Source organism: Allosphingosinicella sp. (genome assembly GCF_036387615.1).
Taxonomy (GTDB): domain Bacteria; phylum Pseudomonadota; class Alphaproteobacteria; order Sphingomonadales; family Sphingomonadaceae; genus Allosphingosinicella.
Window position 1 is genome coordinate 85,848 of sequence record NZ_DASVTH010000029.1, and the last position, 14,362, is coordinate 100,209.

The following is a 14,362-nucleotide window of genomic DNA, read 5'->3' on the forward strand; positions in this document are numbered from 1 at the left end:
AGCGGAGACCGGCGACATGACCAAAGCCTCGGACCTGTTCATCCAGTGCCTGGAAGAAGAGGGGGTCGAATATATCTTCGGCGTGCCCGGTGAAGAAAACCTGGACATGCTGGACAGCTTATCGCGCTCCACCAAGATCAAGCTGATCCTGACCCGGCACGAGCAGGGCGCCGGCTTCATGGCCGCAACTTACGGAAGACACACGGGAAAGACCGGCGTCTGCATGGCCACCTTGGGGCCGGGCGCGACCAACTTCGTGACCGCTGCCGCTTATGCCTTCCTGGGCGGAATGCCGATCCTGATGGTGACCGGCCAAAAGCCGATCAAGAAGTCCAAGCAGGGCCGGTTTCAGATCCTGGACGTAGTCGACATGATGCGGCCGATCACCAAGTTCACGCACCAGCTCGCCTCATCCGACAACATCCCGAGCCGGATCCGTGAGGCGATCCGTCTGGCCGAAGAGGAGAAGCCCGGCGCGACTCACATCGAGTTTCCCGAGGACATCGCCGACGAGGAGACGGACGCGGTGCCGCTCAAGCCCAGTGTCCACCGCCGCCCGAACGCGGACGAGAAGGGCATCCGCGCCGCCGTCAAGCGGATCGAGCAAGCGCGGGCGCCGATCCTGGTGCTGGGCGCGGGCGCCAACCGCAAGATGACGAGCCGCATGCTGCTCCAGCTTGTCGAGAAGACCGGCATTCCGTTTCTCACCACCCAGCTCGGCAAGGGCGTGCTCGACGAAACGCATCCGCTGTTCCTTGGCTGTGCGGCGCTGTCGGCGGGCGACTTCGTCCACCGCGCGATCGAGGCGTCCGACCTCATCATCAATGTCGGCCACGACGTGATCGAAAAGCCGCCCTTCTTCATGAAGCAGGGCGGCACCCAGGTGATCCACGTCTCGACCAAGACGGCCGAAGTGGACCCGGTCTATTTCCCGCAGATCGAGGTGATCGGCGACATCGCCAACGCCATCTGGCAGATCAAGCAGGACATCGTCCCGTCCGGCAGCTGGAAATTCGATCGCATGCTTTCAGCACGCAAGGCGGAGATCGAGCACACCGATTCGATGTGCGACGACATGCGTTTCCCGATCTTCCCCGCCTGCCTCGTCAAGCAAGTCCGCCAAGCGATGCCGGCCGACGGCATCATCTGCCTGGATAATGGCGTGTACAAGATCTGGTTCGCCCGCAACTACAACGCGCGCCAGCCCAACACCGTGCTCCTCGACAATGCGCTTGCCACGATGGGCGCGGGCCTGCCTTCCGCGATGGCCTCCGCAATGGTCTATCCCGACCGCAAGGTGATGGCGATCTGCGGCGACGGCGGCTTCATGATGAACAGCCAGGAGATGGAGACGGCCGTCCGCCTCAAGCTCAACATCACCGTGCTGATCCTGAACGACAACAGCTACGGCATGATCCGCTGGAAGCAGGCGAATATGGGTTTCAAGGATTGGGGCCTGACCTATGGCAATCCCGACTTCGTGAAATATGCCGAAAGCTACGGCGCCTACGGCCACCGCGTGACCAGCGCGGAGATGCTGCCGGACCTGCTGAACCAGTGCCTGAACAGCGAGGGCGTGCACCTGATCGACTGTCCGGTCGATTATGCCGACAACGACCGCATCCTGAACAAGGAAATCAAGGAGCTCAGCGCCAAACTGTCGCACATGGGCTGAGGCGGGGGATAAGACGATGACGAAGCTCAAGGACGTCTACCCGCTCTACCTCGCCAACGAGGCGCAGCAGCCGAACACCGATCTCGAAGTCACCGACAAGTATACGGGCGAGGTCGCGTTCCGCTGCGCATTGGCGGACGCGAAGACGATCGATGCCGGTATCGCCGCGACGGTGGAAGCGGCCGAGCCGATGGCGCGAATGGCGAGCTATGAGCGGCAGGCGGTGCTGCAGCATTGCGTGGACCGGTTTACCGAGCGCTTCGACGAGCTCGCCTATGCGCTTTGTGTCGAGGCGGGCAAGCCGATCAACGACGCGGAAGGGGAGGTCTCTCGCCTGATCGATACCTTCCGAATCGCGGCGGAGGAATCCGTGCGCATGACGGGCGAGGTCCAGCCGCTCGACATTTCAAAGCGCGCCAAGGGCTATGTGGGCATCTGGAAGCGCGTGCCGATTGGGCCGTGCAGCTTCATCTCGCCATTCAACTTCCCGCTCAACCTTGCCGCGCACAAGGTCGCGCCAGCGATCGCGGTCGGCTGTCCGTTCGTGATGAAGCCGGCGAGCCGCACGCCGCTCGGCGCGCTTATCATGGGCGAAGTCCTCGCCGAGACCGACCTGCCGAAGGGAGCCTTCTCGATCCTGCCGGCGAGCCGCGACGGCGCCGACCTGTTCACCGAGGACGATCGCCTCAAGCTGCTCTCCTTCACCGGCTCCCCCGGCGTCGGCTGGGACCTGAAGGCCAAGGCCGGCAAGAAAAAGGTGGTGCTGGAGCTCGGCGGCAATGCCGCGGTGATCGTCGATGCGGACGCCGATCTCGACGACGCGGTCGAGCGGATCATCTTCGGCGCCTTCTACCAGTCCGGCCAGTCCTGCATCGGCGTCCAGCGCATCATCATCCACGCCGACATCTATGACGAATTGCGCGATCGCCTGGTTGCCCGCGCCGGCAAGCTCATCGCCGGCAATCCGCATGACCGCGATACCTTCGTCGGCCCGATGATCGACCTCAAGGAGGCCAAGCGCCTCGACGGCTGGATACAGGAAGCCGTCCAGGGCGGAGCGACCCTGCTCTGCGGCGGCAAGCGCGACGGTGCGATGCTGGAAGCGACCTTGCTCGAGAACGTCGACCGCTCCGCCACCGTGGTGGTGGAGGAAGCCTTCGGCCCGGTTGCGGTCCTCTCGAAGTTCACCCGCTTTGCCGACGCCCTGGCCGAGGTGAACGATTCCAAGTTCGGCCTGCAGGCCGGCGTCTTCACGCGCGATCTGTTCAAGATGTTCGACGCCTGGGATCACCTCGACGTCGGCGGCGTGGTCATCAACGACGTGCCCTCCTACCGCGTCGACAATATGCCCTATGGCGGCGTCAAGGATTCGGGACTTGGTCGCGAAGGCGTCCGCTTCGCGATGGAGGACATGACCGAGATCCGTAACCTCGTCATCCGCCGGGGCGCGGGAGCGGCGCTGCGCTACATGGGGGAGTGATGGTCAGCGCCTGATCGCGAAGAGCGACAGGAAGCCGACCAGGAACAGCAGGATCAGAAGGACGAGCCCGAACAGGACGAGCAGGATTGTCCAGGTACCGAGACTATTGTCCGGTCGCCAGCCCATACAGAGCTCGTGCCCCCCGATCCCAGGCTAGATGCGGCAGATGCTGAAGGTGACCGGCGCGAACGCCAGACGGCGTCCAGAGCGGATTCGGGCGCGGCGGGGGCGGGCAGGGGTGTGAGGCAAGTGCGGCGTCTGCCCGCGAAGGACGGCGATCACTTCCCTTCCATGGGCACGAAGCAACGCCCACAGCGCGACGGCAGAACCGGCAAGAGCGGCAAGGAAGAACAAGGCATAGGCGTTCTGAAACATCGGCCGATTCTCCTATCGCGCTCAAAACGCGATAGGATCGGGCAGCGTTCCTGATCTGTGCCAGCCAGCGGCGACTTCGGCCGTCAGTGCGTTGTCCAGGTCACACTTGGTTAACGCCGGCCGGCTCGGTCACGGCTCCGCCGGCTCCGGCGATGCGCTCGTTGCTCTGCCTGAGCTTGTTCTTGATCGACACGGCGAAGCCCTGTTCAAGCGCGTGCCGGACATCCTCATGAGTGAGAAGATAAGGCTGCAGCACCGCCGCCGGCGCACACCAGAATCGGGCGGGGCTGTCGAGCACCACCGTAGCGGTCGCCTGATCTCCGGACAGAATCGCCACTTCTCCAATCAACTCGCCCGCGCCGCAGGTGGCGATGCGGCGACCATGGCTCATCACCTGCGCCTGCCCCTGGGCAAGATAGTAGAGGTGGGAAACGGGCTCGTCCTCCCGAACCAATACGTCGCCCTCGCTTCCGTTCAGCCAGAAGCCCTGGTCGAGCAAGTGCCTGGCGCGGCTGCGGGGAAGGCTGGACAGCGCCCCACGCAGCATTCCCTCTTCCTCCTCGCTGAAGCGGCTGCGGGTGTCCGCAACGACGCCGCGCCCAATCACGAGCAACGCCGCCCCCAACAGCAAGCCCCACCAGAGCGCCGCGACCGGGCTGCCCTGCACGGCGAGGGCGTGGATCAGGCCGACCGCCGCAGCCGTCGCGACCAGCCGCCGCGTGCGGTCCACCCGGGCCGACAATATTGCCGCGATCAGCAACAGGAAAGGCAGCTGGCCGAGCAGTCCTGCAGGGGACAGAGCGGCGGCGATGTCTTCCATGGCCAGTCCGACCCGGTCAGCCGGTCGGCGTCGCCCCGGCTTCTGGTAGTCTGGCGGTTTCGATCAGCAGGTCGAGCTGCGCCGTGCAGCCGTTCTGGATCAGCTTGGAAGCCGTGTCCTCGAGTGCGGATGGCCGGGTCGCCAGCGTGCGAAACTGGATCCGGGTCGGCACAGCCGAGCCCTCCCAGCTCAACCGATAACCGGCGCCGTTGCTGATCGGCAGGTCGGTCGGCCAGCTCTGGGTGCGCTGGCCCGCGGCCCATTTCAGCTGCCGACTCGTTCCGGGCTGCTCGCCCGACAGCGTCATCACCGCAGCCTTGGACGCATCCGGCCTCCACATGCTCAAGCCAGCTGGACTGGCCACGCACATGTTGGAGGTCTTCGAAACGTCGATGTGCCAGATGCTCGGCCTTGCAGAACCGAGCCCCACGCTGCGTACCGCCCCGACCCGGGCTCGGCCTCTATTCGCGCCGGTCACCGCTCCCAGCGATGACATGGCGCCGGCAGCCTTGGCCGGTCCGCCAGGGGTGAAAGTGCCGGGCCCTTTCAGGGTTCGGGTGCCGCGCGCGTCCAGGACGACGAGCGTGTCGTTGGCCTTGAGCGCGATCTTGCCATTGTCGTCCAGGGACTTGCCGGGCGGGAAGCTTCGCGCCGACGGTCCGGAGGAGCGGACCACCAGCACTGCGGCCGATGATGCTGTCGCAAGGCCCAGCGCGACTGCGGCTGTAAGATAGCGAATGCTCATTCTACTTTGACCCCAAAACAAAGTGTCCTCCCGGACCTGCCTCCCGAATGCGATACACGAAATTGGCGAGAGCGGCATCCTCCTTGTGGCGAGTCGCAAGCTCGGCCAGTTCCGTGATCGCACTTGCCTCTCCGCTATCGAACCTTTCCCAGAGCTTTACCAGTTCAAGGCGCAGTTCCGCGTCCATTTGCGGGACCGGCTCCCAAACTTCGACAGGCGTCGCGCGACCGCTCAGCACGATGCGCCCCATCGGGCGGAATATGTCCAGCGTTGATTCGGCCTTGGCCTCCGTGCTGACGAGAACCGTCGTCTTGAGCGACTTGTTCGCCGATTCGAGTCGCGCCGCAGTGTTCATGCCGTCGCCGAGCGCGGTATATTGGATGCGGCCCTCCCCGCCGAAATTGCCGACCACAGCCTCGCCGCGATGCAGGCCGACGCGGGTGCAGCCGATCGCGGGCATGTCGGCGGGAGCGCGACGCCGGAACTCCTCCCCGGCCTCGTACATGGCGACGGCCGCCCTCACCGCCCGTTCGGCATCGTCCTGGCGAGCGATGGGAGCGCCCCAGAAAGCGACCACCGCGTCGCCGACGAATTTGTCGATGGTGCCGCCGTGCTTGAGCACGGTCTCGCTCAGCACGTCGAGATAGGTGTTGAGCAGGTTGGACAGCTGCTCGGGAGTGATTGCGTGGCTGAGTTTGGTGAAGCCCTCCAGATCCGTGAACATGGCATAGATCTGCTTCTTCTCGCCGCGAAGCTCGAGCCGGTCCGGGTCGCGTACGATCTGCTCGGCTATGTCGCGCGGCAGATATTTGCCAAGCGCCGACTGGGCGAAGCGCCGTTGCTCGGCGCCGACCGCCCGTTCCATGCTCAGCACGGATGCGAAGGCGATCGCCCAGCCCACGCCCCAGCCTGCTGCCGGCAGGCCCAGCGTGTCGACATTGTTGGCCTGGAGATAGAAGGGTAACGCCGCGAAGAAGATCAGTTGCGCGATCAGGATCAGCACGAGCTTCCCGCCGCGCACTTCAAGCAGGCTGGTCAGCCCGCCGGCAATGACGATGAACAAGGCGGCGAGCCACAGCGACCAGCCTGAGATCTGGCCGGGCATGCGGCCGTCGAGCAGCTGGGCAAGCAAGTGCGCGTGCACTTCCAGGCCCTTCGTCATCTGGCCATTGCCGCGGTACATGGGGGTCTCGTAATCATCGAGATCCTGGATATCGCCGCCGATCAGCACGTACCGGCCCTCGATCTGGGAACGCATCGCGGGTGCGAGCTCGCTGGCGAACAGATCGATCGGCAGCTTCGAAAAGACCGGATATTCCTCGCTCTTCGGCAGCCGGAACGTGATCGAGCGCTGATAGTCCTTGAACGCCGGCCGGAACGGCGCAAGCGATGTCGCGAACAGGTCGGGAAGCCCCCGCGGGTGGGCGGGCCACCGGCGGATCACATTGTCGGGGTCCGTGGAAAGCCGGATGCTGGTCGGCCGGACCGCGCCGCCGGTGCCGGCTTGCTTGATGAAGTTGGTCAGAAACTCTTCCTGCCAGACCTCGATCTGCTCCGGGTTGGTCGCGTTGGAGGCGTAGGCGAGGTAAGTCGGTGTCTTCATCCGCCGGAACGCTTCGATCAGGATCGGGTCCTCGCGCTGCGTTTGATCGATCAGGATATCGATCCCGATCGCCTTCGGGTTCATCGCGTCGATCGCGGTCAGCGCGTCGGCCAGCGTCTTGCGATCGAGCGGTGATCGCTTCTCCACCCGCTTCAGCGTCTCGTCGGTGAACACGACAAGCGCGATCCGCGGATCCTGGTCTACTTTCGGCGCGGTCAGGATGACACGCATGTCGTACAGCGCGCGCTCGCCTTCGAGATTGAGCGGAATGGCCCAGCCGAAGCGGGCGAACAACAAAGCAACGATCAGGAAGAGGCCGGTGACGATCAGCCGGACGACGCCGATCTGCTTGATCAGCCGGCGGAGGCGCTTGCGCCAGGCTGGAACGGCGATTGGTTCGACTTTCACCCTTCAGACCCCCTCCGCGCACCCTTCGCGGCTTCGGCCGAGCGCCGCTCGACTCAACAGGAGACTAGACCTTCCCGGCCCCAAGTCCACCGCGATCGGGCGCACTCACCTGGCGCCCGCGCGCTGCGCCTGGCTCCAGGCAAGCTCGGCCAGGACTTCCAGCCCGGCCGCGGCGGCCTCGGCGTGGGCGGAGGCGGCAGTCCCGCGCGCGACCCGGCCCTTGATCCCATGCAGGATCGCGCACAGCCGGAACATGTTGAACGCGATATAGAAATCGAGATCGGGGATGCCGTCCCGGCCGGTCCTGGCGCAGTAGGCGGCGACATATTCGGCTTCGCTCGGAATATTGAGAGCGGGCAGGTCGAGCCCGGCCAGCCCGGCGGTGATGCCGGCCGGCATCCGGTACATCATCAGATGGTAGGAAAAGTCGGCGAGCGGGTGGCCGAGCGTCGACAGCTCCCAGTCGAGAACCGCCAGCACACGCGGCTCGCTCGATTGGAAGATCATGTTGTCGCAACGATAATCGCCGTGGATGATGCGGGCGCGCGGCTCGTCCGTCGGGACGTTGGCAGGGAGCCACTCTGCCAGCCGATCCATTGCGGGCACCCGGCCGGCCTCGGTATCGCCCAGATACTGCCTGGACCAGCGCCCGATTTGCCGCTCGAAATAATTGCCGGGCTTGCCATAGTCGGCCAAGCCCGCGGCATCCGGATCGATGCCGTGCAGCGCCGCGATGGTTGCGTTCATCGCGTCGAAATAGGCCGCCCGCTCTTCGCGTGCGATTTCCGGGAGATGCGCTTCCCAGAAGATGCGGCCTTCCACCAGCGCCATCACGTAGAAGGGCGTTCCGAGGACGCTTTCATCCTCGCACAACCCAACCGGCTCGGCGACCGGGAAGCCTTGCCGGTGGAGCGCTGAGATGACGCGATACTCGCGATCGACCGCATGGGCGCCGGGCAGGAGCTTGCCGGGGGGCTTGCGGCGCAGGACGTAGCTGCGGGTCGGCGTCGTCAGCTTGTAGGTCGGGTTGGATTGTCCGCCCTTGAACTGCTCGATTTCGAGCGGGCCTGCGTAGCCGGGGACGTTGGCTTCAAGCCAGCGCTCGAGACCGGCCTCGGAGAAGCGGTGGGCTTCCCGGACGGCGATCGTGCCGCTGTTTTGCGCAGCCCTGCTCATTGCGCGCCCTCCTTGAGCCGGAGCCGGTGTGCGTGGAGCACCGGTTCCGTGTAGCCGGACGGCTGCCGCTCGCCCTCGAAGATCAGCGCAGAAGCCGCCCGATACGCGACGCTGTCGGACGTGAGCGGACGATAGAGCGGATCGCCCGCATTCTGCTGATCGACCACCGCCGCCATCCGCCTGAGCGAGGCTCCAACCTCATCCGGGGTGACAACGCCGTGCCGCAACCAGTTGGCGAGATGCTGGCTGGAGATGCGGCAAGTCGCGCGGTCCTCCATCAGGCCGACATCGTGGATGTCCGGCACCTTGGAGCAGCCCACGCCCTGATCGATCCATCGCACCACATAACCGAGGATGCCCTGGACGTTGTTGTCGATCTCTTCCCGGATTTCGTCGGCGGACCAGTTTCGTCCGGTGGCGATCGGGATCGCGAGCATGTCGTGCAGGCGCGGCTTGCGTCCCCCAAGCTGCCGCTGCCGCGCAGGGACATCGACCCGGTGATAATGAATGGCGTGGAGCGTGGCTGCGGTGGGGGAGGGGACCCAGGCGGTGCTGGCGCCGGCGAGGGGGTGCGCGATCTTTGTCTGGAGCATCTCGGCCATGCGGTCCGGCATCGCCCACATGCCTTTGCCGATCTGCGCCCGGCCGGCGAAGCCGCAGTCGAGGCCGACATCGACATTGTTGTCCTCGTAAGCCTTGAGCCAGGCGGCGCCCTTCATCTCCGCCTTTCGGATCACCGGACCAAGTTGCATCGATGTGTGGATCTCGTCGCCGGTGCGGTCGAGGAAGCCGGTGTTGATGAACACGACTCGATCCCGTACTTCCGCAATCACAGCGGCGAGGTTGACGCTGGTCCGCCGCTCCTCGTCCATCACGCCGATCTTGATCGTGTGGCGCGGTAAGCCCAGCAGGTTCTCCGTCCGGTCCAAAAGTCGGTTCGCGAAGGCCGCCTCTTCGGGCCCATGCATCTTCGGCTTGACGATGTAGATCGAGCCGGCGGGGCTGTTGGCGCGCGCGCCATTGACGTCATGAAGCGCGCACAATGAGGTAATCACCGCGTCGGCGAGGCCCTCCTGCACCTCCTCGCCGTCGAGCCGCATCATCGGGTTTGTCATAAGGTGGCCGACATTCCGCACGAAGAGAAGCGCGCGGCCTTTGAGCGTTAGCGTCCCGCCGCCCGGTGTAGTGTAGGTGCGGTCCGGCTCTAGCATCCGCTCTAACTGCTTGCCGCCCTTCACAAACGAAGCGCGCAAGTCGTCCCGCATCAGGCCGAGCCAGTTCCGGTAAACTCCGATCTTCTCTTCCGCATCAACCGCCGCGACTGAATCCTCGCAGTCCATGATCGCCGTTACCGCGCTTTCCAGCTCGATGTCGTAGACGCCGGCTTGGTCGGTTCGGCCAATTGGGTGTTCGCGGTCGAACCGAACTTCGAGGTGCAGCCCATTCTTACGAAGCAGAATACCGCCTTCGCGCCAGCCTGCAAGCAGGCCCGGATTGGCCAGGGTACCCCGGTCGGTGACCAAGGCATCGTTCTCGACGCGGCCAACCGTCACGTCGGCGTGGCTGCCGTCCGTCAGTGGCGCGATCTCGTCGAGCAGAGCGCGACCCCAGGCGATCACTCGGGTCCCGCGCTCGGGATCGTAGCCGCCGCCGCTTGGCGGGTCGCCGAGCACGTCCGTGCCGTACAGCGCATCATAGAGGCTGCCCCAGCGCGCGTTGGCGGCATTCAGCGCGTAGCGGGCGTTGTTGACGGGCACGACCAGCTGCGGCCCTGCGATCTGGGCGATTTCCGGATCGACGTCGGTCGTGCCGATCGTGAACGGGGCGGGCGGATCGACGAGGTAGCCGATCTCGCGCAGGAACGCCTCCTCCTCGGCAGGATCCGGGGCGCGGCCGCCGAGACCGGCATTGCGCTCGTCGATCCGCGCCTGCAGCGTCTCGCGCTTGCGCAGCAGCCGCCGGTTCTCGGGGGTCAAGTCGCGGAGCAGGGCGGAGAAGCCGGGCCAGAACACATCCTCGTCGAGGCCGGTGCCCGGGAGCGCCTCGTCCTCGATGAACCGCCGAAGCCGACTATCCACCTCGATCCCGCAGAGCAGCTGATATTCGGCCAAGTCAGGTCGCCCCCTAAGGATTTTGCGGTTCCGCCTATTGGGCGCGGGGAGCGCCTTCAAGAGGCGCCCTTAGTGAAGTCGATCTCAGTGCCTGCGTGTCAGGAATACTAATCTGGTTTAGCAGCAGCTTAGCCGAATTCTTAACGATGTTCGCCTACAGGCACGCTCTGAGATTCCGACGAGGGGCGCAAGTGGGCTGTACGGGCTGCCGCGACGGTAAGTCGCTGGACTTCGAATTCTCGATGGCCTTCCAGCCGATCGTCGAGCTGTCGACCCATGAACCTTATGCCTATGAAGCGCTGATCCGCGGGCCCGAAGGGCAGGGCGCGCTCGAGATGCTGTGCAAGGTTACCGACGAAAATCGCTACGCGTTCGACCAGCAATGCCGGGTTCGCGCGATCGAGCTCGCGGCCGAGGCAGGGATCCTGCGAACCGACGCGCGACTTTCGATCAATTTCCTCCCCAACGCGGTTTACTCGCCCGTCGCCTGCATCCAGCTCACGCTCAAGACCGCCCGCGCGCTCGACTTCCCGGCCGATCGCCTCATTTTCGAATTCACCGAAAACGAGCAGATGATGGATCCGGCGCATGTCGCCAACATCATCGCCACCTACCGCCAGATGGGATTCGGCACCGCGCTGGACGATTTCGGGGCGGGCCATGCCGGGCTCAATCTGCTCGCCCGCTTCCAGCCGGACACGGTTAAGCTCGATATGGAGCTGATCCGTGGCATCGACACCAGCCTGTCGCGCCGAATGATCGTCCGCGGCATCGTCGGCATGTGCGAAGGCATGGGGCTTCGATTGCTGGCCGAGGGCGTCGAGACGGAAGGCGAACTGGCCGCCCTTCGCGAACTCGGTATCCGCTACGCCCAGGGCTACCTGTTCGCGAAGCCCGGCTTTGAGGTTCTGCCCCGCATTAACTCCGCCGGCTCGCTCGTGCAGCGGGTTGCCTGAGGGTCGCAATCCGCGGCGAAATCGCTATCTGCGGTCCGACCAGATCATCGGACCCCTGACATGCTGAACCGACCGACCGGCCGTCCCGACCGGCGCACCTTTGCCATCATCTCGCACCCGGACGCGGGCAAGACGACTCTGACGGAGAAGCTGCTGCTGTTCGGCGGGGCGATCCACCTTGCGGGCGAGGTCAAGGCCCGCGGGGCTAACCGGCGCGCGCGATCGGACTGGATGAAAATCGAGCAGCAGCGCGGCATCTCCGTCACCAGTTCGGTGATGACGTTCGAGCATCAGGGCGTGACCTACAACCTCCTCGACACCCCGGGCCACGAGGACTTCTCGGAGGATACCTACCGGACGCTGACCGCCGTCGACAGCGCGGTGATGGTGATCGACGCTGCCCGCGGCATCGAGGCGCAGACGCGCAAGCTCTTCGAGGTGTGCCGGCTCCGCAATGTGCCGATCATCACCTTCGTTAACAAGGTCGACCGCGAAGGCCGGGAGCCGTTCGAGCTCCTCGATGAGGTCGCCGAGATGCTGCAACTCGACGTCTCGCCGATGAGCTGGCCGGTCGGCATGGGCGGCACGTTCGAGGGCGTGTACGAGCTCACGACCAACCGGCTGAACCGGCCGGCAAAGACCGACAGCGGGCATTTCGAAGGCGACAGCGTCGAGTTTTCCGGCCTCGACGATCCAAAGCTGGCGGACAACGTTTCCGCCGAGGGTTTGGCGAAGCTGCGCGAGGAGGCCTCGCTTGCGATCGCCGCCTATCCGGAGTTCGACTCCGCCGCCTATCTGAGCGGTGATCTCACCCCTGTCTTCTTCGGCTCGGCGCTGAAAGAGTTCGGGGTTGGCGAGCTGATCCGCGCGCTTGCGGCGATTGCACCCAGCCCGCAGCCGCAGCCCACCGCCTCCGGGCCGATCGATCCGGACCACAAGGCCGTCTCGGGGTTCGTGTTCAAGGTGCAGGCGAACATGAATCCGCAGCATCGCGACCGCGTCGCGTTCATGCGGCTCTGCTCGGGGCGGTTCAAGCGCGGCATGAAGCTGCTCCAGCCATCGACCGGCAAGGCGATCGCGGTGCACAGCCCGATCCTGTTCTTCGCCCAGAACCGCGAGCTCGCGGACGAAGCCTTTCCGGGCGACATCATCGGCATTCCCAATCACGGGACCCTGAGGGTCGGCGACACATTGACCGAAGACGAGGCTATCCGTTTCACCGGCTTGCCGAATTTCGCGCCGGAGATCCTGCGCCGCGTCGTGCTGGTCGATCCGACCAAGACCAAGCAGCTGCGCAAGGCGCTGGACGACATGGCGGAGGAGGGTGTGACTCAGGTCTTCTACCCTTCGCTCGGCGCGAACTGGATCGTGGGCGTCGTCGGCCAGCTGCAGCTCGACGTGCTGATCTCCAGGTTGGAAGTGGAATACAAGGTCGACGCGAAGTTCGAGCCATCGCCTTGGGACACGGCCCGCTGGGTGGCGGCGGACGATCCCGCTGACCTCAAGGCCTTTGTCGAGACACATCGCAGCGCGACCGCGACCGACCGCGACGGTGCGCCCGTGTTCATGGCGAAGGACCTGTGGGAGCTGAACTTCCACGAGGGCCGCAATCCGAAGCTCCGGTTCACGGCGACGAAGGAGCGGGCGTGAGACTTCCCCCTCTCCCGCTTGCGGGAGAGGGTAGGGTGAGGGTCTTCTTCTCTTTCGAAGGCCATCAGACCACCTCAGCCGCGGAAAAAGACCCTCACCTCCCAAGCTTCGCTTGGGCCCCTCCTCTCCCGCAAGCGGGAGAGGGTGTAGGTAGGAGATCATGACGACTGCTCGAGCCGCATGTTTCGACGCCATCATCCTCGGCGCGGGCGGCGCCGGCCTGATGTGCGCCGCCACCGCCGCGCAGCGCGGCCGGCATGTGCTGGTGATCGATCATGCCGATCAGCCCGGCAAGAAGATCCTGATCTCGGGCGGCGGGCGGTGCAATTTCACCAATCTGGGCGCTGCGCCGGACCGATACCTCTCATCCAATCCGCACTTCCCCAAGTCGGCGCTGCGACGCTACACCGCGCAGGACTTCCTGGCGCTGGTCGAGAAGCACCGCATTGCGTGGCACGAAAAGACGCTCGGCCAGCTCTTCTGCGACGGATCGGCGCGCCAGATCGTGGCGATGCTGATGGGGGAATGCGCGAAGGGAGCGGTGCGGATTTCGCTCGGACGGCCGATCCGAGACGTCGCTCACGCCGACGGCCGCTATCGGGTCAGCTACGGAGACGAGGTGGCCGAAGCGCCCGCCCTGGTGATCGCGACCGGCGGGCCCTCCATTCCGAAAATGGGCGCGACCGGCTTCGCCTACGATCTCGCGCGCAAATTCGGGCTGAAGGTGGTCGAGCCACGCCCCGCCTTGGTGCCGCTGACGCTTGGGGGCGAGGAGGTGCTGTTCCGCGAGCTCTCCGGGGTCGCGACCGAGGTCACCGCCACGGCCGGCAAGGCGAGCTTCCGGGAGGCCGCCTTGTTCACGCATCGCGGCCTTTCGGGACCGGTTATCCTGAAGGTCTCTTCCTACTGGAAACATGGCGAGCCGGTCGGGATCGACTTCCTCCCGGCCCAGGCGCCCGATTGGGCGCTGGCGGCGAAGCGCGCCCGTCCGCGAGTTCACTTCCACACTCTGCTCGGCGAACTGCTCCCCGGCCGCCTTGCCGAGACGCTCGCCAAGCGGATCGGGCTGTGGGGCGAACTCGGCAACATGCCCAACGCCAAACTGGACGCTGCCAACCGCCGTCTCGCCGACTGGCGCTTCCACCCCAACGGCACCGAAGGCTTCGCCAAGGCGGAGGTGACGGCCGGCGGCATCTCTACCGCGGAGCTGTCCTCGCAGACGATGGAGGCGAGGAGCGTGCCTGGGCTCTACGCGATCGGCGAAGGCGTGGACGTGACAGGCTGGCTCGGCGGCTACAATTTCCAATGGGCCTGGGCGAGTGGCTGGGCGGCGGGGCAGGCGATCTGACCCGTACCACGGAGC

At 65.3% G+C, this 14,362-nt stretch carries 12 protein-coding genes; 5 read left to right on the forward strand and 7 right to left on the reverse strand.

The window, feature by feature from the left end; translation table 11 throughout:
• The first annotated feature begins 16 nt into the window (after positions 1-16).
• On the forward strand, positions 17-1,675 hold the full coding sequence (locus tag VF631_RS05100; RefSeq protein ID WP_431849197.1) for an acetolactate synthase large subunit: 1,659 nt from the start codon (positions 17-19) through the stop codon (positions 1,673-1,675).
• Between the two features lie 16 nt (positions 1,676-1,691).
• On the forward strand, positions 1,692-3,155 hold the full coding sequence (locus tag VF631_RS05105) for an aldehyde dehydrogenase family protein (protein ID WP_431849198.1): 1,464 nt from the start codon (positions 1,692-1,694) through the stop codon (positions 3,153-3,155).
• Between the two features lie 3 nt (positions 3,156-3,158).
• On the opposite strand, the gene VF631_RS05110 is transcribed toward VF631_RS05105, so the two are convergent.
• From VF631_RS05110 to VF631_RS05140, 7 genes are all read right to left on the reverse strand, one after another.
• Positions 3,159-3,281 carry a hypothetical protein gene (locus VF631_RS05110; protein WP_431849199.1) on the reverse strand — a complete coding sequence of 41 codons (123 nt, stop codon included), beginning with the start codon at positions 3,279-3,281 and terminating at the stop codon, positions 3,159-3,161.
• Between the two features lie 27 nt (positions 3,282-3,308).
• The gene (locus tag VF631_RS05115; protein WP_431849200.1) at positions 3,309-3,530 is read right to left on the reverse strand and encodes a hypothetical protein; all 222 of its coding nucleotides are present in this window, start codon (positions 3,528-3,530) and stop codon (positions 3,309-3,311) included.
• 100 nt (positions 3,531-3,630) lie between these two features.
• Positions 3,631-4,350 carry a cyclic nucleotide-binding domain-containing protein gene (locus tag VF631_RS05120; protein WP_431849201.1) on the reverse strand — a complete coding sequence of 240 codons (720 nt, stop codon included), beginning with the start codon at positions 4,348-4,350 and terminating at the stop codon, positions 3,631-3,633.
• A 16-nt stretch (positions 4,351-4,366) separates the two neighbouring features.
• Positions 4,367-5,095 (reverse strand): hypothetical protein, encoded by a 729-nt coding sequence (locus VF631_RS05125; protein ID WP_431849202.1) that lies wholly within the window; start codon positions 5,093-5,095, stop codon positions 4,367-4,369.
• A gap of 1 nt (position 5,096) precedes the next feature.
• Positions 5,097-7,106: a CHASE2 domain-containing protein gene (locus VF631_RS05130; RefSeq protein WP_431849203.1), complete on the reverse strand. Its 2,010-nt coding sequence runs from the start codon at positions 7,104-7,106 to the stop codon at positions 5,097-5,099.
• A 105-nt stretch (positions 7,107-7,211) separates the two neighbouring features.
• Positions 7,212-8,282, reverse strand: a complete 1,071-nt coding sequence (locus VF631_RS05135) for a phosphotransferase family protein (RefSeq protein ID WP_431849204.1) — start codon at positions 8,280-8,282, stop codon at positions 7,212-7,214.
• Positions 8,279-10,393 (reverse strand): malate synthase G, encoded by a 2,115-nt coding sequence (locus VF631_RS05140; RefSeq protein WP_431849205.1) that lies wholly within the window; start codon positions 10,391-10,393, stop codon positions 8,279-8,281. The genes VF631_RS05135 and VF631_RS05140 overlap by 4 nt, the downstream gene beginning before the upstream one ends.
• A 242-nt stretch (positions 10,394-10,635) precedes the next feature.
• Between VF631_RS05140 and VF631_RS05145 the strand changes: the two genes are divergently transcribed.
• The 3 genes from VF631_RS05145 (at position 10,636) to VF631_RS05155 (ending at position 14,347) form a co-directional block, all read left to right on the forward strand.
• Positions 10,636-11,349 (forward strand): EAL domain-containing protein, encoded by a 714-nt coding sequence (locus VF631_RS05145; protein WP_431849248.1) that lies wholly within the window; start codon positions 10,636-10,638, stop codon positions 11,347-11,349.
• Between the two features lie 60 nt (positions 11,350-11,409).
• Positions 11,410-12,999 (forward strand): peptide chain release factor 3, encoded by a 1,590-nt coding sequence (locus tag VF631_RS05150; RefSeq protein WP_431849206.1) that lies wholly within the window; start codon positions 11,410-11,412, stop codon positions 12,997-12,999.
• 160 nt (positions 13,000-13,159) lie between these two features.
• Positions 13,160-14,347, forward strand: coding sequence for an NAD(P)/FAD-dependent oxidoreductase (locus tag VF631_RS05155; protein WP_431849207.1), 1,188 nt, complete (start codon positions 13,160-13,162; stop codon positions 14,345-14,347).
• Positions 14,348-14,362: the final 15 nt, after the last annotated feature.

Bases quoted from the DNA above. Each gene is read 5' to 3' on its own strand.
- VF631_RS05100 (WP_431849197.1), top strand. From the start codon at position 17: ATGACCAAAGCCTCGGACCTGTTCATCCAGTGCCTGGAAGAAGAGGGG.
- VF631_RS05105 (WP_431849198.1), top strand. From the start codon at position 1,692: ATGACGAAGCTCAAGGACGTCTACCCGCTCTACCTCGCCAACGAGGCG.
- VF631_RS05110 (WP_431849199.1), bottom strand. From the start codon at position 3,281: ATGGGCTGGCGACCGGACAATAGTCTCGGTACCTGGACAATCCTGCTC.
- VF631_RS05115 (WP_431849200.1), bottom strand. From the start codon at position 3,530: ATGTTTCAGAACGCCTATGCCTTGTTCTTCCTTGCCGCTCTTGCCGGT.
- VF631_RS05120 (WP_431849201.1), bottom strand. From the start codon at position 4,350: ATGGAAGACATCGCCGCCGCTCTGTCCCCTGCAGGACTGCTCGGCCAG.
- VF631_RS05125 (WP_431849202.1), bottom strand. From the start codon at position 5,095: ATGAGCATTCGCTATCTTACAGCCGCAGTCGCGCTGGGCCTTGCGACA.
- VF631_RS05135 (WP_431849204.1), bottom strand. From the start codon at position 8,282: ATGAGCAGGGCTGCGCAAAACAGCGGCACGATCGCCGTCCGGGAAGCC.
- VF631_RS05145 (WP_431849248.1), top strand. From the start codon at position 10,636: ATGGCCTTCCAGCCGATCGTCGAGCTGTCGACCCATGAACCTTATGCC.
- VF631_RS05150 (WP_431849206.1), top strand. From the start codon at position 11,410: ATGCTGAACCGACCGACCGGCCGTCCCGACCGGCGCACCTTTGCCATC.
- VF631_RS05155 (WP_431849207.1), top strand. From the start codon at position 13,160: ATGACGACTGCTCGAGCCGCATGTTTCGACGCCATCATCCTCGGCGCG.